General features: G+C 67.1%; 19 protein-coding genes. 10 read left to right on the top strand and 9 right to left on the bottom strand.

Going from position 1 to position 19,653, the window contains the following annotated elements:
- The first annotated feature begins 181 nt into the window (after positions 1-181).
- The gene (locus ACCQ00_RS13965; RefSeq protein WP_039570271.1) at positions 182-1,129 is read left to right on the top strand and encodes a DMT family transporter; all 948 of its coding nucleotides are present in this window, start codon (positions 182-184) and stop codon (positions 1,127-1,129) included.
- A gap of 163 nt (positions 1,130-1,292) precedes the next feature.
- Here the strand turns inward: ACCQ00_RS13965 and ACCQ00_RS13970 are convergent, their stop codons facing one another.
- From ACCQ00_RS13970 to ACCQ00_RS13985, 4 genes are all read right to left on the bottom strand, one after another.
- Positions 1,293-2,420, bottom strand: a complete 1,128-nt coding sequence (locus tag ACCQ00_RS13970) for a GGDEF domain-containing protein (protein WP_372353961.1) — start codon at positions 2,418-2,420, stop codon at positions 1,293-1,295.
- 207 nt (positions 2,421-2,627) lie between these two features.
- Positions 2,628-3,350: a pseudouridine synthase gene (locus ACCQ00_RS13975; RefSeq protein ID WP_033473845.1), complete on the bottom strand. Its 723-nt coding sequence runs from the start codon at positions 3,348-3,350 to the stop codon at positions 2,628-2,630.
- Between the two features lie 138 nt (positions 3,351-3,488).
- Positions 3,489-5,894, bottom strand: a complete 2,406-nt coding sequence (locus tag ACCQ00_RS13980) for a putative bifunctional diguanylate cyclase/phosphodiesterase (protein ID WP_017155818.1) — start codon at positions 5,892-5,894, stop codon at positions 3,489-3,491.
- Between the two features lie 262 nt (positions 5,895-6,156).
- Positions 6,157-8,055: a DEAD/DEAH box helicase gene (locus ACCQ00_RS13985; protein ID WP_039570267.1), complete on the bottom strand. Its 1,899-nt coding sequence runs from the start codon at positions 8,053-8,055 to the stop codon at positions 6,157-6,159.
- 168 nt (positions 8,056-8,223) lie between these two features.
- Here ACCQ00_RS13985 and ACCQ00_RS13990 point away from each other — a divergent pair, with 168 nt between their 5' ends.
- From ACCQ00_RS13990 to ACCQ00_RS14005, 4 genes are read left to right on the top strand one after another with little or no spacing between them, the layout of a single operon-like run.
- Positions 8,224-8,721 carry an RNA polymerase sigma factor gene (locus tag ACCQ00_RS13990; protein ID WP_022558941.1) on the top strand — a complete coding sequence of 166 codons (498 nt, stop codon included), beginning with the start codon at positions 8,224-8,226 and terminating at the stop codon, positions 8,719-8,721.
- A 29-nt stretch (positions 8,722-8,750) separates the two neighbouring features.
- Complete coding sequence (locus ACCQ00_RS13995) at positions 8,751-9,398, top strand: hypothetical protein (protein WP_022558940.1); 648 nt, start codon at positions 8,751-8,753, stop codon at positions 9,396-9,398.
- A 36-nt stretch (positions 9,399-9,434) separates the two neighbouring features.
- Complete coding sequence (locus tag ACCQ00_RS14000; protein WP_005929320.1) at positions 9,435-9,677, top strand: RNA-binding S4 domain-containing protein; 243 nt, start codon at positions 9,435-9,437, stop codon at positions 9,675-9,677.
- Positions 9,674-9,994 carry a hypothetical protein gene (locus ACCQ00_RS14005; protein WP_022558939.1) on the top strand — a complete coding sequence of 107 codons (321 nt, stop codon included), beginning with the start codon at positions 9,674-9,676 and terminating at the stop codon, positions 9,992-9,994. Before ACCQ00_RS14000 ends, ACCQ00_RS14005 begins: the two co-directional genes overlap by 4 nt.
- A 26-nt stretch (positions 9,995-10,020) precedes the next feature.
- Here ACCQ00_RS14005 and ACCQ00_RS14010 read toward each other — a convergent pair whose 3' ends face one another.
- The 4 genes from ACCQ00_RS14010 to ACCQ00_RS14025 form a co-directional block, all read right to left on the bottom strand.
- On the bottom strand, positions 10,021-10,422 hold the full coding sequence (locus ACCQ00_RS14010; protein WP_007963996.1) for an MAPEG family protein: 402 nt from the start codon (positions 10,420-10,422) through the stop codon (positions 10,021-10,023).
- Between the two features lie 25 nt (positions 10,423-10,447).
- The gene (locus ACCQ00_RS14015; protein WP_039570263.1) at positions 10,448-10,984 is read right to left on the bottom strand and encodes a DUF4019 domain-containing protein; all 537 of its coding nucleotides are present in this window, start codon (positions 10,982-10,984) and stop codon (positions 10,448-10,450) included.
- Positions 10,985-11,384: 400 nt separating this feature from the next.
- Positions 11,385-11,639 (bottom strand): hypothetical protein, encoded by a 255-nt coding sequence (locus ACCQ00_RS14020; protein ID WP_017155825.1) that lies wholly within the window; start codon positions 11,637-11,639, stop codon positions 11,385-11,387.
- Between the two features lie 75 nt (positions 11,640-11,714).
- A complete protein-coding gene (locus ACCQ00_RS14025; RefSeq protein WP_039570261.1) occupies positions 11,715-12,956 on the bottom strand; it encodes a COG3904 family protein in 1,242 nt (413 codons plus the stop codon).
- Positions 12,957-13,103: 147 nt separating this feature from the next.
- Here ACCQ00_RS14025 and ACCQ00_RS14030 point away from each other — a divergent pair, with 147 nt between their 5' ends.
- The 5 genes from ACCQ00_RS14030 to ACCQ00_RS14050 all read left to right on the top strand — a co-directional run bounded on the left by ACCQ00_RS14030 (position 13,104) and on the right by ACCQ00_RS14050 (position 19,132).
- Entirely contained in the window at positions 13,104-14,567 is a 1,464-nt protein-coding gene (locus tag ACCQ00_RS14030; RefSeq protein ID WP_039570258.1) for an AlkA N-terminal domain-containing protein, read from the top strand.
- The gene (locus ACCQ00_RS14035) at positions 14,564-15,109 is read left to right on the top strand and encodes a methylated-DNA--[protein]-cysteine S-methyltransferase (protein ID WP_039570256.1); all 546 of its coding nucleotides are present in this window, start codon (positions 14,564-14,566) and stop codon (positions 15,107-15,109) included. Before ACCQ00_RS14030 ends, ACCQ00_RS14035 begins: the two co-directional genes overlap by 4 nt.
- 36 nt (positions 15,110-15,145) lie before the next feature.
- Complete coding sequence (locus ACCQ00_RS14040; RefSeq protein ID WP_372353962.1) at positions 15,146-16,444, top strand: alkaline phosphatase family protein; 1,299 nt, start codon at positions 15,146-15,148, stop codon at positions 16,442-16,444.
- Between the two features lie 177 nt (positions 16,445-16,621).
- Positions 16,622-18,019 (top strand): chloride channel protein, encoded by a 1,398-nt coding sequence (locus tag ACCQ00_RS14045; RefSeq protein ID WP_039570252.1) that lies wholly within the window; start codon positions 16,622-16,624, stop codon positions 18,017-18,019.
- A 72-nt stretch (positions 18,020-18,091) separates the two neighbouring features.
- Positions 18,092-19,132, top strand: coding sequence for a zinc-dependent alcohol dehydrogenase family protein (locus ACCQ00_RS14050; RefSeq protein ID WP_017158554.1), 1,041 nt, complete (start codon positions 18,092-18,094; stop codon positions 19,130-19,132).
- Positions 19,133-19,256: 124 nt separating this feature from the next.
- Here ACCQ00_RS14050 and ACCQ00_RS14055 read toward each other — a convergent pair whose 3' ends face one another.
- Positions 19,257-19,439: a 30S ribosomal protein THX gene (locus ACCQ00_RS14055; RefSeq protein ID WP_008571876.1), complete on the bottom strand. Its 183-nt coding sequence runs from the start codon at positions 19,437-19,439 to the stop codon at positions 19,257-19,259.
- Between the last annotated feature and the right edge of the window lie 214 nt (positions 19,440-19,653).

The following is a 19,653-nucleotide window of genomic DNA, read 5'->3' on the forward strand; positions in this document are numbered from 1 at the left end:
GCGGCGTAAGGTGGTGCATCGCTCGTGGACTCTCCTGCCGTGATGCAAGTCGGTCGATGGCGGGCGTCTCGCGCGATGACTGCGCGACAGCCTGATCAGCCATCCCTCCATCGGCGCCGCTGCACGCCGCCGCCGATTCCCTCGCAGCGCAACATCACGCCGTTTTCGGCGACAATGACGCATGCCCACGACCGACCTGCGCAAGGCGCAACTGCAAATTCATTTCTGCGTCCTGCTTTGGGGCATCACCGCGATCCTGGGCAAGCTGATCACGCTGCAGGCATTGCCGCTGGTGTGGTGGCGCATGTTGATCGTCGTGGTGGCACTGGCCTTGTGGCCACGCGTGTGGCGTGGGTTGCGCGGCTTGTCCGGGCGTGTAGTGCTGGGCTATTGCGGCATCGGCGCGCTGGTTGCCTTGCACTGGCTCACCTTCTACGGCGCGATCAAGCTGGCCAATGCATCGGTGGCGGCGACCTGTATCGCACTGGCGCCGGTGTTCACCGCGGTGATCGAGCCAATGGTCACGCATCGCCCATTCCGTCCGCGCGAGCTGCTGTTCGGGCTGGCCGTGTTGCCCGGCGTGGCGCTGGTCGTCGGCGGGGTGCCGGACGGCATGCGGGCCGGCGTGGTGGTAGGCGCGATTTCGGCGGTGTTCGTCGGGCTATTCGGCTCGCTCAACAAGCGCATGGTGGCGCATGCCGACCCGCTCACCGTCACCGCGCTGGAACTGGGTGCCGGCACGTTGACCCTGACCCTGCTTGCACCGGCCATGCCGCTGCTGCTGCCGGCGTTGCATGGCGATCTGCTGGTGGTGCCCGGCCTGCACGATGGCGTGCTGCTGCTGGCGTTGTCGCTGGCCTGCACTTTGCTGCCCTTCGCGCTGGCGCTGGTCGCCTTGCGGCATCTGAGCGCCTATTCGGTGCAACTGGTGACCAATCTCGAACCGGTCTATGCCATCGTGCTGGCGATCGCGCTGCTGGGCGAACAACGCGAACTGACCCTGCAGTTCTATCTCGGCGTGGCAATCATTCTCGGCGCGGTATTCCTGCATCCGGTCCTGGAGCGTCGGCGTACGGTCGCGCACCCGGAAGTGCTCGGCACAGCCGAGGCAAAGAACATCGTCGACTGATTGCACTGCGCGGCAAGACCACGCGTCCCCACAGCGACCTCTGCGTTGATGCACGCCGACGCTCACGCTGCATCGCGCCGGTTCGGCGCCCGGCACACGGCAATCGACGTCCCATGCGCTCGCCAGGCCATCTGCATCGGCAGGCGCGCAGCCGCGCCCGCCCCTATTCCAGCGCAACCACCTGATCGCGCCCGCCGCGCTTGGCCGCATACAGGGCCTGGTCGGCGCGCTTGATCACTGCCTCCACGCTTTCCTGCGGGTACAAGGTCGCCACGCCGATACTCACCGTCACCGGCAGCGCGATCGTCATCGCCGCCACGCTCTGGCGCAGGTATTCGCATTGCACGCGTGCCTGCAGCAGATCCGCATTGGGGAGCAGCAACACGAATTCCTCGCCGCCATACCGGGCGATGGTGCCGGCACCGGCCATATGCGCACGCAACAACGTGGACAGTTCGCGCAGCACTGCATCGCCCTGATCGTGCCCATGCACATCGTTGACGGTCTTGAAATGATCCACGTCCAGCAGCGCGACCGACAGCGGCTGGCCCACCGCACGCGCCTGTTCGGTGGCCGCCGCCAACGCCACCGCGAACGCGCGCCGGTTGGACAGGCCGGTCAACGGATCGGTGCGGGTCTGTTCGACCAGGTCGGCGTTCAACGCATCCATCTGCGCGTAATAGCCGGCCATCTGCTGTTCGTACCACTCGCGCTCGTGCAACTGCTGGCGCAACTGCCTGCCGGCCAACCGCAACTCGAGCAGGTGCGAGGCCTGCCGCGACAACGCCTGCAAGGCCTGGCGCTGGTCTTCGCGCAGGTGCGCCGGGGTCTGGTCGAACACGCACAGCGAGCCCAGCGCCATGCCCTGGCTGGTCACCAGCGGCGCGCCAGCGTAGAAGCGCACCCCGCCGCTGCCGACCACCATCGGGTTATCGTGGAAGCGTGGGTCCAGCAAGGTGTCGTCCACCATCAGCACTTCGTCCGGGCGCAGGATCGCGTGCGCGCAGAACGAGATATCGCGTGGTGCCTGGCTGCGTGGCGCACCGTGCGCAGACTTGAACCATTGCCGGTCTTCGTCCACCAGCACCACCGCCGCCATCTGCGTCTCGCACAGCGTGGAGGCAATCATGGTCAGGTCGTCGAATGCACGTTCGGCCGGCGTATCCAGCACGTCGTACTGGCGCAGCGCGGCCAACCGCTCGGCCTCGTTGCTCGGCAATTCCGGTTTGATCACTGCCGCCCCCTGGCTGTTATCTGTGAAAGTATGCCGGAGCCCGGCACGTGCCACCATCTGGCTGGCCCGCACCCTGCCGTGCCGCAAGCACCGCCCTGGCCGGCATCGGCCGTTTCGAAGCGTGATCCATCGGGCGGGCGCAAATACCCGCCACGGGGTTGCACGTGTGGCGCGGCAGCACGGCACTACCACGCGCGCATGTGCCGTGTCTGAAACGCCGGCTGCGCTGACCTGGCAGCGATGCAGCCGGCCCGGCACAGGCGCTTACCAGTCGGTGCGTTGCGGCAGCAGCCCGCGCAATTCCGCATCGCTGAGGTTGCGCCACTGCCCCGGCTTGAGCGCAGCCAGCTTGATGTTGTCGATGCGCACCCGGCGCAGTTGCGTCACCCGGTAGCCGAATTCGGCAGCCATCAGGCGAATCTGCCGATTCAGGCCCTGCTCCAGCACGATGCGGAAGCCGAATTTGGCAATACGCGCGGTGCGACACGGCAGCGTGGTTTCGTTGTGGATGCGCACGCCGCGTGCCATGCCGCGCAGGAATTCGTCGGTGACCGGTTTGTTGACCGCGACCAGATATTCCTTCTGGTGGCGATTTTCCGCACGTAGGATCTCGTTGACGATGTTGCCGTTGCTGGTCAACAGGATCAGCCCTTCGGAGTCCTTGTCGAGCCGGCCGATCGGAAAGATGCGCTGCTCATGACCGACGAATTCGACGATATTGCCCTTGACCGAACTCTCGGTGGTGCAGGTGATGCCCACCGGCTTGTTGAGCGCGATATAGACGTGCTTGCGACCGCCGAGCTTCTTGGCCTCGCGCATGCGTAGCGGCTGGCCATCCACCAGCACAGTATCTTCCTCGCCCACCACCGCGCCGGTGCCGGCGGGCACGCCATTGACGGTGACCCTGCGTTCGCCGATCAGGCGATCGGCCTCGCGGCGTGAGCAGAAGCCGGTTTCGGCGATGTATTTGTTGAGTCGGATCGTCATCTGCCAATTATCGGCGATTTGGAGCAGGCCGTGCGTCATGCCGGCTGCGCGGGCCAGCAATCGGCAGCAGGCAGTCGTAAAGGCGTGTGCACGCAGCACCGGCATGACGCTGCCCGACGTCGCCTGGGTCAGGCGCGCTTACCCGGAGACGGCCACCAGCTGCGGCGTGTGCAACAACTCTTCCAGCGGGCATGGACGATGCAGGCTGAAACCCTGCACCTGGCCCACACCGGCGTCGCGCAGACCGGGGATGTCGGCCTCCGATTCCACGCCTTCGGCGACCACCTCGATGCCCAGCGCCAGGCCGACCTGGGCGATCGAATGCACCGCCGCGCGATCCACCGCGTCGTGCGCATAGTTGCGGACGAAGCCGCAATCGATCTTCAACACGTCCACGGTGAATTGCTTGAGATAGCCGAACGAGGCAAGGCCGCTGCCGAAGTCGTCCAGCGCCACGTGGCAGCCGCGCGCGCGCACGCTCTGCACGAAACGCTGCGCGTGTTCCAGATCGCCGATGACCGCGGTCTCGGTGATCTCCATGCACAGCTTCGGCACCAGTGCCGGGTAGCGTTCGAACAGGGCACAGACCACGTCGAGAAAATCCGCCTGCGCGATCGATTGCGCAGACAGATTGACGTGGCACAGGTCCAGCGTCGCCACATGCATCGGGTTGGCCGACAACTGCGCGCACAGCGCTTCCAGCACATAGGTATCGACCATGCGCCCCAGGCCGTAACGCTCCACCGCCGGCAAGAATTCACCCGGGCTCAGCACCCGCCCGTCGCTGGCGCGCATGCGCACCAGCACCTCGTACTGCAGGCGCCCCGGGTCGTTCAGCACCTGGATCTTCTGCGCGTACAACAGCAAGCGCTCTTCGGCGATCGCCTGTTGCACTGCACTGATCCAGCCACCATCGTGGCGGCGCTGCGCCAGCGCCAGATCGTTTTCGTTGAAGCAGCGAACGCGGTTGCGGCCTTCTTCCTTGGCCGCATGACAGGCCAGATCGGCGGCGGTCATCAAGGTCGTGAGGTCGCTGACGCCCTGGCGAATCTCCACCACGCCAAAACTGCAGCTGGGCGTCAGCGGTCGCCCGCCTTGATGGCTCCACGGTTGACCGAGCACGCCGTGCATGCGTTCCAGCACGATTTGCGCCTGCGCCAGATCGGTATTGGCCAGCAGGATGGCGAACTCATCGCCGCCCAGGCGCCCCAACCAATCGCCAGAACGCAGCTGCATGGTGATCACGTCGGCGAAGTGACACAGGAACCTGTCGCCCACCGCATGCCCGAAGGTGTCGTTGACCAGCTTGAAGTGATCCAGGTCGACAAAGCACAGCGCGTGGCACATCTGTGGCGATTGCGGCAGCTCGATCAGGCGCAGCAGCCGGCGTTCGATTTCATGCCGATTGATCAACCCGGTCATCGCATCGTGGCGCGCATGGAAGGCCACTTCGTCGGCCAGCTCGTGCGCGTGCGAGACATCTTCGATCACCGCCAGCACCAGGGTCGGCTCTTCCGGTCCCGGCTCGACCAACGACGCGCTCCAGCGGCCCCACATCACCCCGCCGTCGGCACGCAGAAAGCGCAGCTCGCCGGACTGCAGCAGCTTGGGCCAATCGAGCATGCCGCGGCTGTCCAGCTTGATGTCTTCCGGATGCATCACCTCGGCCAGCGTGCACGCCTGCAGCTCTTCGGGCCGGTAGAGCAATACATTGGCCATCGACGCATTCGCATCCAGCACATTGCCGCGCAGGTCGAACTTGACCATGCCCAGCGCTGCCTGCTGAAACGCGGTACGGAAGCGACCTTCATGCGACAGCAGATAATCGCGAATGCGCCGCATCGCCAGTACGCAGGTGATCAACACCAGCAGCAAGGTGGCCAGGCTGCAGACCACCATCACATCGTGCAACAGCCGCGCGCAGCGGGTCAGGTAGGCCAGGAATTCGGCCGCATCGCGGCGCATGCGGCCGTCCAGCAGATGCAGTTCATCGCGCAGTGCCTGCAGCGCACGCGGGTCGGGCCGGTTGGCGGCGTGCACCGAGGCGGCGCGGTCGGCCAGGTCGCTCAGTTGCAGGATGCCGGCGTCGGTGCGCTTCCACAGCGCGATGGCGTCGCCGAGATACGGAAATTGATGCCCGTAGCGATACAGCCGCACCATTTGCGGCATGTCTTCATGGGCATTACGTCCAGCGGCCAGACCGGCGTAGACCGCGTCCCAATCGATCGCCGGCTGTTCGATCGCCACGCGAGCAGCGCGGTCGCCCAGCGGCACTTCCAGCGCGCGGCAGGCGGCCTGCAGATCGGCCGTATCGCCGCTGCCCAGGTAGCGCTCCATCCAGTACACCGATTCCTGCTGGGCGTTGGACCAATGGCTCTGGCCAACGATCCAGGCAGTCGCGCCGGACTGGACTTCGATCACCAGCGCCGACACCACCGTCATGCAGACGGCGATACCGATCAACAGCGCCAGAGGAAGCGTCAGCCAGCCACGCACCAGATGCATGGTCTGCCCACCGCCCTTGCCGCGTACTGCCTGCGCCATCGCCGTCCGTCCTTCGCCGCCCCAGTGCGATTCAGGCGCCCGCTTGGCGCCTGAAGGCAGTAACGGCCGCAACGGCCGAGTCTGTATGGCGACGCCCGCTTGGCGTCCTGCGCTCGGGGTTAGCGACGCTGACGGGATCGGCCTGATCGCCGCCGCCCTGAGGCGCCGTAACGCCCCACCCGCTCGCTATGCTCTTTGATGCATAGCGATACTGGGCAATCCGACCAGCTGCGGGGGTCCCGGCGGGCCGTGCCGGGCAGGCTTACTCGCCGCGCGGCTTCGGCGGACCCTTGCGGTGCGGCGCGCCGGCGCGGTCCATCGGACGGCCCGGGCCGTTCGGGCGCCCGGACGGCTTGCCGCCACGCGGGAAGCGCGGCTTGGACGCCGCACCGGCCGCTTCGCCGTCTTCCAGCTTGCGCATGTTCAGCTGCTGACCGGACACCCAGACCTTCTTCAGGTGGGCGAGCAATTCGCGCGGCATGTCGGCCGGCAGATCCAGGATCGAGTAATCATCCTGGATGTCGATACGACCGATATAACGACTTTCCAGACCGGCTTCGTTGGCGATCGCGCCGACGATGTTGGCCGGCTTCACGCCATGGCTGTGGCCTACTTCGATGCGATAGCTCTCCATGCCGAACTCCGGCTCCCCACGTGGGGCCGGCTCGCGGCGCGGACGCTCGCCGGCATTGTCACCGCGGGGCGGGCGCGGAGCGCGGTCGCTGTCGGCGCGCGGGCCACGTTCGAACGTGGGTTCGAAACGCGGGCGCTCGCCCCGGTCGGCACGCTCGTTGCGCTGGCGCGGAGCGGATTCCTCGCGCGCACCGCGCACCGGCGGGGTCAGCAGGAACGGGGCATCGCCCTGCAGCAGCTTGGCCAGCGCGGCGGCGATATCGATCGCCGGCACGTTGTTTTCGGCCTCGTAGCGCTGCAGCAGATCGCGGTACATGTCGATCTGGCCACCGGCCAGGGTCTCGGTGATGCGGGTCATGAAACGCGCGACGCGGGTGTCGTTGACCGCGTCCACGCTCGGCAGCTGCATTTCCTCGATCGGCTGGCGGGTGGCGCGTTCGATCGAACGCAGCATGCCCTTCTCGCGCGGCGTCACGAACAGGATCGCGTCGCCGTTACGCCCGGCACGACCGGTGCGACCGATGCGGTGCACGTAGCTTTCGGTGTCGTAAGGAATGTCGTAGTTCAGCACGTGGCTGATGCGCTCCACGTCCAGACCGCGTGCGGCCACGTCGGTGGCGACCAGGATATCCAGCTTGCCGTCCTTGAGCTGGGCGATGGTCTTCTCGCGTGCGGCCTGCTGCATGTCGCCGTTGATGGCCGCAGCCGCCATGCCACGCGCCTGCAGCTTCTGCGCCAGTTCTTCGGTGGCCGCCTTGGTGCGCGCGAAGATGATCATGCCGTCGAACGGCTCGACCTCGAGAATGCGGGTCAACGCATCCAGCTTGTGCAGCCCGCTCACCCACCAGTAGCGCTGGCGGATATTGGCCGAGGTGGTGGTCTTGGCCGCGATGGTGACTTCGGCCGGGTCTTTTAGGTAGGTCTGCGCGATACGGCGGATGGCCGGCGGCATGGTGGCCGAGAACAAGGCCACCTGGCGCTGCTCCGGCAGCTTCTTCAGCACCGCTTCGACATCGTCGATGAAGCCCATGCGCAGCATTTCGTCGGCTTCGTCCAGCACCAGCGTCTTGAGCTGCGACAGATCCAGGGTGCCGCGGTCGAGGTGATCGATCACCCGGCCCGGGGTACCGACGACCACGTGCACGCCGCGCTTGAGCGCGCTCAGCTGCTGGGCATACGGCTGGCCGCCGTAGACCGGCAGCACACGGAAGCCGGGAATGGCCTCGGCATATTTCTGGAACGCCTCGGCAACCTGGATGGCCAGCTCGCGGGTCGGGGCCAGCACCAATGCCTGCGGCTTGACCTGGTTGAGATCGGCGTTGGACAGCACCGGCAGCGCGAACGCGGCGGTCTTGCCGGTGCCGGTCTGGGCCTGGCCGAGCACATCGCGACCGGCCAGCAACGCGGGGATGGTGGCAGCCTGGATCGGCGACGGCGACTCGTAGCCAACATTGGCAACGGCCTTCATCACAGCGTCCGAGAGGCCGAGATCTGCAAACAGCAGCGGCGCGGAAGATTCTTGGGTCATGGGTAACTCCGGAGGCGCCGCACGGAGCCGGCAGGCGCAAAGCAGCATAGTGTGCCTCTTCAGCCCCCTTGCTGTCGAAATTTTCGTGACAGTCCATTCAGGTTGTGAGGAATCGCGCTCCTGCGCGAATCATCCCCGTGTCGCCCCTTCACCTGCCCGACCGGAGCCATGCCCCTGGACACAGATCTGCACACCCGCTTCAGCGCCCTGCTGCAGCAGCATCGGGCCATCGTGCTGAAGGTGGCGGCCAGCTATTGCCGCGGCCGCGACGACCGCGACGAACTGGCGCAGGAAATCGCCACGCAATTGTGGCGGGCATTTCCCGGCTACGACCCGAATCGGCGCTTTTCCACCTGGATGTACCGCATCGCCCTGAACGTGGCGATCAGCGATCTGCGCGGCCGCCGTGCGGCCGGCGAGCCGATCGCGCTGGACGCGGTGGTGGAGCGCATCGCCGATCCATGTGCGCACGACCCGGTGCGCGAGCAACAGGTGGCCGCGCTGTATGCCTTCATCGCACACCAACCGCCGCTGGAACGCGCGCTGCTGTTGCTCTATCTGGACGAACACAGCTATCGCGAGATCGCCGACGTGCTCGGCATCAGCGAAACCAATGTCGCCACCAAACTCAGCCGCCTGAAGTCGCGCATCCGCGCCGAGCTGTGAACCCCACCAATCCGCAACCGGAGCAAGACATGGAACTGGACGACATCGCCCTGGCCTGGCGTTCGCTGGAACAACGGCTGGACCAACAAGCCGAACTCACCAACCAACTGCTCGGCGACCTGCGCAGCCACGCAGCACGCGCGCACCTGCGCCCGTTGTGGCTGAGCCAGTCGGCGCAACTGCTGTGCGCCATCGGATTGAGCGGCTGCGTTGCCCACAGCTGGCTTGCGTTCCCCGAACAGGCGGCAGCCATCGTCGGCGGAGTATTGCTGCAGATGTGGTGCGTTGCGCTGGCAGCCTCTGCGGCCCGTCAACTGTGGCTGTTGTCGCAGCTGGATTTCGCCAGGCCACTGCTGCAGACACAGCGCGCGCTTGCACAGCTGCGGCGCTGGCGCACACGCGTGGCGCCGTGGCTGGGCGTAGCGTTCTGGGTGCTGTGGGTGGCAGTGGCAGACGCTGCGTGGCGCGCGTTCACCGGCGTTTCCTTGCCGTACGCCTGGCTGCTATGCAACCTGCTGGTCGGCGTACTCGGCGGCATCGGCACCTGGCTGTGCTATCGACGGCTGCAGCGCAGCGGTCACCCCTGGCTGGAACGCCTGGACACCGTGCACGCCGGCCGCAGCGTCGCTCGTACCGAAACCCTGCTGGAACAGATCGCGCGTTTCCAGCGCGAGTAGGCGGATAATCGCGGCCTCACTGCGACCGAGCGCACCATGCAATACCTGGAATTCGACCTGGACGGCGACTACATCGAACTCAACCAGTTGCTCAAGCTGGCCGGCATTGCCGACAGCGGCGGCCAGGGCAAGGCGATCGTCGCCAGCGGCGCGGTCAGCGTCGACGGCGTGCAGGAGCTGCGCAAGACCGCCAAGATCCGCCCCGGCCAGCTGGTACAGCTGGACGATGTGGAAATTCGCGTACTGGCATGGGACCCGGACGCCGAGCCTGACGCATGAAGGTCGTGGAGATCAGCCGGCGCAACAACGCACCTTCGGCCGACGATCCGACGCACGACGTCTGTGTTTTTTCGATCGCCATCGACGCGGACAAGCCGTTCTGGCTGGAGCAATCCATCCGCGGCGGCCATGCCGAGCGAGGCGGCTGCAGCATGCTGGCCTTGCAAGAACTGGACACCTGGCGCGGCCACTGGTGTGCACATGTGACCAGGGCCGGTTGCGCCTGGGTGATTCCACTGCTGGAGCAAGCCCTGCGTACCGGCAATACGCAGGCGGCCATCGATGCAATCTTGGCGCGGGTGCAAGCTGCTGATTGAAGCTCACACCTGCCGGCGACGCTGCCTCAAATGCCCAGCAGTGCACGCACCAGTTTGATGATGCCCCAGAACGACACCACCCAGATGGCGCTGCGCAGGTACGGGATACCCGCGGCATATACCGGCACATAGGCCACGCGCGCCCACAGATAGAGCTGCACGGCGAGTGCGGTGTCTGCGCTGGTGCGCCCGGCCACGCTCACCGCCAGCACGGCGGCCGCGAAGATCGGAAAGGTCTCCAGATAGTTGCGGAACGCGCGGTCCAACCGGGCGGCCACGCCGGTCAGCGGCTTGGCCTCGCCATCGCGTGCGCTGGCGTTCCACTTGGTGCCGCGTTGGGCGGTCATGCTGGCCGAGGCAGCCAGCAGTTGAACCAACCCGAGCACCATCGCCCAGCCCAGCATCTGCAGCTCGATCGTCAGTTGCATACGTTTCTCCCGGCCGATGGAAACATCACTTCACCGCCGTGCGCAGGCTGTAACCGGCCAACCGCCAGGTCTTGTCTTCGTCCAGACGGAACGACACCAACTCGCGGACCGGCTGCTGCGCCTTGGCGAAACGGGTCGGGAAGCTGACGTTGACATACAGGCCTTCGGGCACCTGCGCGCCGGGACCGTACTTGACCCGTGTGACCGAGCCCTGCCCGCGCCCCACTACCGCACCCAGCCGCGCGCGTTCGGTACCGATCTGGCTGACGAAGACATCGCGCTTGACGGCGGTCTTGGCGACCTTGGACGCGCCATCCCACAGGGACGCAACCTGGTTGCCGTCCACCATCTGCGCCACGCGCAAGGCGGCCTGGGTCATCTCGGTGTTCTGCTTGGTCAGCTGCGCCTGCTGCGCCGGGCTAAGCGCCGGCTGCGCTGCGGGCCCCGCAGCGGCCGGTTGCGCCGCAGCCGGGCCAGCGGGACGACTGGCGGCCTGCGGTTGTTGAGCGAACGCCAGCGCTGGAGCCAGTGCCAACACGATAACCAGACGAGAACGAAGCATGGGACAAGGACCTTGTACGGATCGGGTGGAAAGGGAAGGCGCCCGCCCACCTGTGGGTGGGTAGCGCAGTCTAGGGTGTGTCATGCGCAACACAAGTCTGCGGGTGCAGGTGCGGGGACGGCACTGACGACAACACGCCAAGCGCTGACGCGGGCCTCGGGAACAATGCACCGCTCGAGCGCGCAAGCGACGAGCAGCAAGCTCTGGCCACGGCCGCACGCATCGACGTCATCGGGTTTGGCAGCGGCGTTTTCCTCCCTCTGTCCGGAGTGGCGGGCATGCTGCGGATATCGGCATCGGCTGGGCGTGGACGCGTGCCGCAACCATTTGAAGCTGCCAAGCCCCCATCCCGCACAAGCACCCACCAACCTTGAAGTCCCAGCGTCGTTGCCTGCGCAATCTAGACCTCGCCCCCGGGAGCCGGCGGCACGGCCGTCACGCCACGCGGCCGCCACAGACGCCAACTGACCCAGAAGGCACGCGCGATCGCAGCAATCAGCGCCGCCAGACTCAGCCAGGTTGCCAGTGTCGCCGGCCATTGTTCGTGCATGGCGGCAGCGGCCAGACGCAGCAACTCGGCCACGCCGAAGCCGACCAGCACCAGCAGGGCCGACGGGAGATATGCCAGTAACACACCCTTGGTCTTGCCTCGCATACGTCACCGGCTCGGTTGTGATGCAGCGACGATAGGCAGCACCCAGTGCGATACGCGTGAAGCCGGTCGCTGCGCTCAGCCGTCGGGGTGCAGCGCGGACGGCGGGCCGGCCTGGGCCGCATCCTGCGCAGGCGCGGCGTCTGGCTCGGCTGCAGGTGTTGCCGCACCTGCGGCGTCGCGCTGGACTTGGTCGTTCTGCGCCTGGCCGGTCTGCGCCTGGCCGGTCTGCGCCTCACCCGTCTGCGTCTCGGCCGGCGGGCTGGCCGGCAGCGCCGCGGCATCGGTTTCGGCCAGCGGGCTTTCTTCCGGACAGGCGGCATCCGGAAAGCCGAAGCGCTGCTTCAAGGCCAGGCCGCAGGCATTGACCGCGTCCAGGTCTGCGCCCTCGCCCTTGCACTTCTGGTCGAAGGCGACCAGAAACGCGTCCTTGCGGCGTACGAAGGCATCGCCGCACTTGCGCATCTGGCGGATGCGCTCCAGATCGTCCTGCACGGCGTTGGTGCCATCCAGCCCGTATTCGCGCAGCTCTTCCATGCTGAGCAGGCGCAGGCTGCGGTTGGGCACGGTCATCATCAGGTCGGCCACCGCCACCGCCACGCCGTTGCGCTCCAGGTAATCCTTGACGTTGCCGTAGACCTCGCGCAATTCGCGATTGAGCTCGGCGCGCGAGGTGGCCTTGGAACTGATCCGCATCATGCGGTGAATGCCGACCTTGCCGGCGACCAGGCGGTTGTCGCCGGCCGCCAGCACGAACACGCAGGCGCTGTGGCAGATCGAGCCTTCGCGCACCCAGATGGTCCAGTTGGACTCGCCGATGGTGTCGCCGGCACGGATGGCCGCCTCCACCTGCCCGCCACTGGAGTCCAGGTCCAGGATGCGATGCGGCAACTTCCACTGCTCGGCCACCGAGGCCAGCCGCCACACCAGCGCGGCAAACCCCGCATTGATCTTGCCGGCGTAGCGCACCCGCACCAGCCCGGTCTCGCGGCACGGCGCCAGCGCCGCTTCCACGCTGGCCCGGTCCAGTGCCGGCAGCAGCGTGCCGTCGCCGGCCTCGCGGCTGTAATCGGTCGCGCAGCTGATCCAGGCCTGGCCCGATTCCAGTTCCGCCTGCGGCCAGCCTGCCTCGCCTGCCTGCGTGCGCGGGCGCGGCGGCGGTACCGGTTCGGGCGTATCCACCGACACCATGTGATCGCCATCGCCTGCCTGCCCCGCACCACTTTGCTGCGCAGCCGCTGCATCGGCGGAGGTCGCCGACCGGTCGCAGGCGGCCAGCAGGAGCAAGCAGGCAAGGGACAGACAAACCGATTTCAGCATGATGTGGGGCACGGAACGCGACGGAGATCACCCGCAGTCTATGGCTGAATGGGTCGAAGGGTTGACCCGGCCATGAACGCGCGAGGCCACCGCAACCCTGTCCGAAAACGGCCAGCCGGCGCCGGAGCGAGGGCATAGACTGGCGCCATGCAGACCGCAACGCCCGACCGTACCCAATGCGACCGCGCCCGCCTGGCACGCGATGCACGCTTCGACGGGCTGTTTTTCACCGCGGTGCGCAGCACCGGCATCTATTGCCGCCCGGTGTGTCCGGCGCCGCCGCCGAAGCCGGCCAATGTCAGTTACTACCCCACCGCCGCGGCAGCCAGCGCTGCTGGATACCGGCCATGCCTGCGCTGCCGGCCGGAGTTGTCGCCGCAGGCGCAGCAGCATCTGGGCGAAGAAAGCGTGCAGCGCGCGCTGGCGATGATTGCCGACGGCGCGCTGCAGGCGCAGCCGGTGCAGACGCTGGCCGATGCGGTGGGCGTGAGCGCGCGCCAGCTGCAGCGGCAATTCGTGCAGCAGCTGGGTGCCACGCCGATCCAGGTGCACGGCACGCATCGGCTGCTGCTGGCCAAGCAACTGCTGACCGAAACCGCCCTGCCGGTCACCGAGGTCGCGCTCGCAGCCGGCTTCAACAGCCTGCGCCGCTTCAATGCGGCCTTCCTGCAGGGCTGCGGCATGCCGCCCTCTGCACTGCGCAAGCAGCGTGCCGAGGTGCCGGGCGGCGAACTGACATTGCGCCTGGGCTATCGCCCGCCGCTGGATCTGCCGGCGATGCTGGCCTTCCTGCAGCGCCGCGCGATTCCGGGCATCGAGCAGGTCGACGCCAACGGTTACCGGCGCGTGATCGGCGCGCCGGGCAAGGCCAGCGTGATCGAGGTCAGCGCGGCACCGCAGCGCCCGGAACTGCTGCTGCGCATCGGCGCCACCGACCCGCGCCAGGTTCCGCAGATCGTGCGGCGCGTGCGCCGGCTGTTCGATCTGGATGCAGACCTGCAGGCCGTGCATGCCACGCTCGCGCCGGAACCACTGCTGGCCGAGGCAATTGCACGCCGACCCGGTCTGCGCGTACCCGGGGGCTGGGACGGCTTCGAAGTGGCGGTGCGTGCAGTGCTGGGGCAGCAGATCAGCGTGGCCGGCGCGGCAACGCTGGCAGCGCGCCTGGTGAACCGTCACGGCGGCCATCATGCCGACATGCCACCCGGGCTGGATCGCAGTTTTCCCACGCCCGAACAGTTGGCCGACGCGCCGCTGGAACACCTCGGGCTGCCGCGTGCGCGCGCCGCCACGCTGCGTGCGCTGGCCTCGGCCTGCGCGCAAGGCCAGCTGCACTTCGGTGCCGGGCAGCGCCTGGCTGATTTCATCGCCGCCTGCACCGCGCTACCCGGGATCGGGCCGTGGACCGCGCATTACATCGCCATGCGCGCGTTGTCCCACCCAGATGCGTTCCCGGCCGGCGACCTGATCCTGCAGCAGGTGCTCGGCGCCCCCGGGCGCCTGAGCGAACGCGCCACCGATGCCCGTTCGCAGACATGGCGACCGTGGCGCGCCTACGCCGTGCTGCACCTGTGGCATCTGGCCAACGACCGCAAGGACACCCGCGCATGAGTCCCCTGTACTACGACACCTTCCCCTCGCCGATCGGCGCACTGAGCGTGGCCGCCGACGACACCGGCGTGCACCACATCCTGTTCGCGCAGAACCGCTACGACGCCGTCGGCCGTGCACGCTGGTTGCACGACCCCGATGCGCCGCTGGTGCGCGAAGCACGCCAACAGCTGCTCGATTACCTGCACGGCGGGCGACGCAGTTTCGATCTGCCGCTGGCACCGGTCGGCACACCGTTCCAGCTGATGGTCTGGCGCACGCTGGCGCAGATTCCGTTCGGGCAGACCTGGAGCTATGCGCAGCTTGCGCAGGCGGTGGGCAAGCCGGCCGCGAGCCGCGCGGTGGGCGCTGCCAATGGGCGCAACCCGCTGCCGATCGTGCTGCCGTGCCATCGCGTGATCGGCGCCAATGGCACGTTGACCGGCTTCGGTGGCGGCCTGCCGACCAAGCAGGCGTTGTTGCAGTTGGAAGGCTGGTCGCCGCGTGGTGCGGCGCGCGCCGACGATCTGTTCGCATCTGCCTCGGCAGTGCGCACCGGCTGACTTCGCGGCGTCATCGCTGCGCCGTAGACTTACGCCATGATCGACCGACGTCTTGGAATTGCCGCAGCGGCGCTTGCCTTGCTTGCGGCCTGCAGCAGCCAGCCATCCGCGCGCAGCGCGCCCACGCAGTTGCCAACTGCATCTGCGAACATCGCATCGGCCAGCAACCCGCACACCTTGCTGCTGATCTCCATCGACGGCCTGCGCGCGGACATGCTCGATCGCGGCATCACGCCGAACCTGTCGCAACTGGCACGCGAAGGCGTCCGTGCGCGCTGGATGACGCCCGCGTATCCGTCGCTGACGTTTCCCAATCATTACACCCTGGTCACCGGGCTGCGCCCGGACCACCACGGCATCGTGCACAACAGCATGCGCGACCCGACGCTTGGGGGATTCTGGTTGAGCAAGTCCGACGCGGTGGGCGATGCGCGCTGGTGGGGCGGCGAACCGGTGTGGGTGGACGTAGAAAAATCGGGCCAGCATGCGGCCACCTGGTCGTGGCCAGGCAGCGAGGCGGCGATCAAGGGCGTGCGCCCGTCGCAATGGCGCCATTACCAAAAAGGCGTGCGCCTGGACACGCGCGTGGACGCAGTGCGGGGCTGGCTGAAAACCGACGGTGCCCAGCGCAATCGCCTCGTCACGCTGTACTTCGAACAGGTGGACGAAGCCGGCCACGACCACGGCCCGGAATCGCGCCAATACGCCGACGCCGTGCGCGCGGTGGATGCGGCCATCGGCCGGCTGCTGACAGGCATGCAACGCGATGGCACGCGTGCGCGCACCAACATCATCGTGGTCTCCGACCATGGCATGGCCGAGGTTGCGCCAGGGCATGCGATCAGCGTGGAAGACATCGCGCCGCCGCAGATCGCCACCGCAATCACCGACGGCCAGGTGATCGGTTTGGAGCCACTGCCCGGGCAACAGGCCGCTGCCGAGGCCAGCACGCTTGGCGCGCACGACCACTACGACTGCTGGCGCAAGGCCGAGCTGCCGGCAAGCTGGCAGTACGGCAGCCACCCGCGCATTCCGTCGATCGTCTGCCAGATGCACGAAGGCTGGGATGCGCTCTTCCCGGACAAGCTTGCCAAGCGCGCGCGGCAAGGCATGCGTGGCTCGCACGGTTTCGATCCGGCATTGCCGTCGATGCGTGCGGTGTTCCTGGCGCAAGGCCCGGATCTGGCGCAGGGCAAGACACTGCCGGGCTTCGACAACGTGGATGTCTATGCGCTGATGACGCGGCTGCTGGGGATTGCGGCCGCACCCAACGATGGCAACCCGGCAACCTTGCTGCCGGCCCTGCGCATGCCGCCGGCAACAGATGCCCAGTAATCGCGACCGGCATCCGCAACGCCGCCGCGGTGCGTAAGCGGGCCGCATCAACGCCGACAATGCGCACGCAGGGAAGACCCCGCTCCACCTCGCCGCCGCGCAGCGCGTGTTGGCGAGCGCGCAACAATGCGGATCGCTGTAGACATCGCTGCGGCCCGGCAGTGCGACAATGACGCAATGTCCGGTTCCAATCCCCCGCCGCGTCGCTCGCGGCCGCTGTTGTCCAGCGAAGGCTGGCGTCGTCGCGCTGCACTGTGGGGCGGCGCCATTGCGGTGGCGCTGGTGGCGATCGTGTTCGCCAAGGCCAGCGACGCGGCTTTTCATCTCTTTCAACGCATTACCGCACACTCGATCTGGTGGGCATTGCTGCTGACGCCGGGCATCTTCGCCCTGCTCGCCTGGCTCACCTCCGGTGCGCTGCGGCCCACGCGCGGCAGCGGCATCCCGCAGGTGATCGCCGCGCTGGAGCACCCGGACCCGGCGTTTCGCGACAGCAACCTCTCGTTGCGCGTATCGGTTGGCAAGCTCGCGCTGACCACCTTGTCGCTGCTCGGCGGCGCATCGGTGGGACGCGAAGGACCCACCGTGCATGTCGGCGCCAGCCTGATGCATGTGTTCGGGCGCTGGTTCGGTTTTCGCGACCCACGCGAGCTCTCGCATTTTCTGCTCGCCGGCGGCGCCGCCGGCATCGCGGCCGCGTTCAACACCCCGCTGGCGGGCGTGGTCTTTGCGATCGAAGAACTGAGCGGGCGTTTCGAGCACCGCTTTTCCGGCACCTTGCTCACCGCGGTGATCGTCGGCGGAGTGGTGTCATTAGGCCTGCTGGGCAACTACACCTATTTCGGCAAGGTGGCGGTGGCCTTGCCGTTGGGCCAGGCCTGGCTGGCGATCGCCTTGTGCAGCAGCGTGGCCGGGTTACTCGGCGGCCTTTTCGCGCGGATGGTGCTGGCCAGCGTCAGCGGCAAACCGCGCTGTTTGGGCGCGCTGCGCCAACGGCATCCGGTGCTGCTGGCCGCGTTGTGCGGCGTTGCCCTGGTCGGGCTGGCGCTGGTGTTCGGGCAAGGCGCCTTCGGCACCGGCTACGAACAGGCGCGCAGCCTGGTGCAGGGGCATGCGGTGGTCGGCCACGAGTTCGGCTTGATGAAACTCATCGCCAACCTGGTCTCGTATCTGGCCGGCATTCCGGGTGGACTGTTTTCGCCGGCGCTGGCAGTGGGTGCCGGCATCGGCCACAACCTCTCGGTGCTGATGCCCAACGTGGACCCGCGCACCTTCGTGCTGTTGGGCATGTGCGCCTATCTCACCGGCGTGACCCAGGCGCCGCTGACCTCGGCGGTGATTTCGCTGGAACTCACCGACACCGGCCAGATGCTGCTGCCGATCCTGGCCACCGTGCTGATCGCGCGCGCAGTCTCCGGGCTGGTCTGCAAGACGCCGATCTATCGTGGCTTGGCCGAGCAACTGCTGCCGGTGCCGGTGCCGGCGCCCGCTCCCGCTGCAGAGCACGCGTCAACGTCGCAGCTCCAGACAGTGGCCGGAAACAGTGGCCAGGACGACGCCTCACCACGAACATAAGCTGCCGCACCGCTCGTCAGCGGCGCAGCGCGGTAGATCCCCTCTTCATCGTGCTGCTTCCGGAGGTTATGTATGCGTGCAATGCAGTTTGAGCGTTTCGAACATGTTCCGAAAATTCTGCAGCTCCCGGACCCGACGCCAACCGATGACGGCGTGGTGATCAAAGTGGCGGCCACTGGCATCTGCCGCAGCGATTGGCACGGCTGGATGGGGCACGATCCGGACATTGCATTGCCGCACGTGCCGGGACATGAGTTCGCCGGCGAAGTGGTCGCCTTGGGAAAACACATCTCGGGCTTTGCGATCGGCACCAGGGTCACCGTGCCCTTCGTGTCCGGGTGCGGGCGCTGTGCGCAGTGCCACGGCGGCCATCAGCAAGTGTGCTCGAACCAGTTCCAGCCCGGCTTCACCGCCTGGGGATCGTTCGCCGAATATGTCGCGATCGATTTTGCCGAAACGAATCTGGTCAGACTGCCGGACAGCATCGACAGTGCGACGGCGGCAAGCCTGGGATGCCGGTTTGCCACCTCGTTTCGGGCCGTGGTCGATCAGGCCAGAACCGGCCCTGGCGAATGGGTCGTGGTACATGGCTGCGGCGGCGTCGGGCTTTCGGCAGTGATGATCGCAGCGGCACTGGGGGCGCAGGTGATTGCAGTGGACATCTTCGACGACAAGCTGGCGTTCGCCGTTGAATGCGGCGCGGTCGCAACGGTCAACGCGTCGAAAGCGGCCGACACGGTGGAGGCGATTCGCGAGATCACCAAGGGCGGCGCGCATGTTTCCATCGATGCGCTCGGCAGCCCCGCGACCTGTTTCAACTCCATCAGCAACCTGCGGCGGCGCGGCCGTCATGTCCAGGTGGGACTGATGCTGGGCGAACACGCCACGCCCAGGATCCCGATGGCGCAGGTGATCGGCCACGAACTGGAGATCTACGGCAGCCACGGGATGCAGGCGTGGCGGTACGATGCGATGTTGGAGATGATCCAGGCCGGGAAGATCGCACCACAACGGCTCATCGGCAAAAGGGTGGACCTGGACGAGGCCATTGCGGTGCTGACCGGCATGGACGCCATGCGCGACCTCGGCATCAGCGTCATTGATCGCTTCTAGCGCAAATCGCCGCCGGCATCCTGCGCACATGGGCGCACGTTGATGGGCCGGGAGCGTAACGACCGCCTGCAAACGAAAAACGCGGCGCAAGCGCCGCGTTCTGGTGTCGCGAAGCTGGCTGGGATCAGCCGGCCTTGGCGACGGTCTTCTTGGCGACGGCCTTCTTGGCCGGGGCCTTGACCACGCCCTTCTTGGCAACCGGGGCAGCTGCACCCACGACAACCTTGCTCACCGCGTGCGAACGCGAATTGCCGTAGCTGGCGTTGTAGCGCTTGCCCTTGGCGGTCTTACGGTCACCCTTACCCATTTCGTCGACTCCTGAATGTGAATACAAATTCCCGTGCTGGCACAGGTCTGGCGAGGTTTCACCGGCGGCGCCCTCGCGCAAGGCCGACAAGCCTATCACGGCGGCCCCCGGCGCGCGTAGCTGGGCAGCGCCTGGCCGCCCTGCCGAGCTGGCTGCCTGCGGCGCACCGCGTACGTTGTGCGCGCCGCGCTGTGATCAGGCAGACGCCGTAGAG

Origin of the sequence: Xanthomonas sp. NCPPB 3761 (assembly GCF_041475705.2) — a bacterium.
Lineage (GTDB): Bacteria > Pseudomonadota > Gammaproteobacteria > Xanthomonadales > Xanthomonadaceae > Xanthomonas > Xanthomonas phaseoli.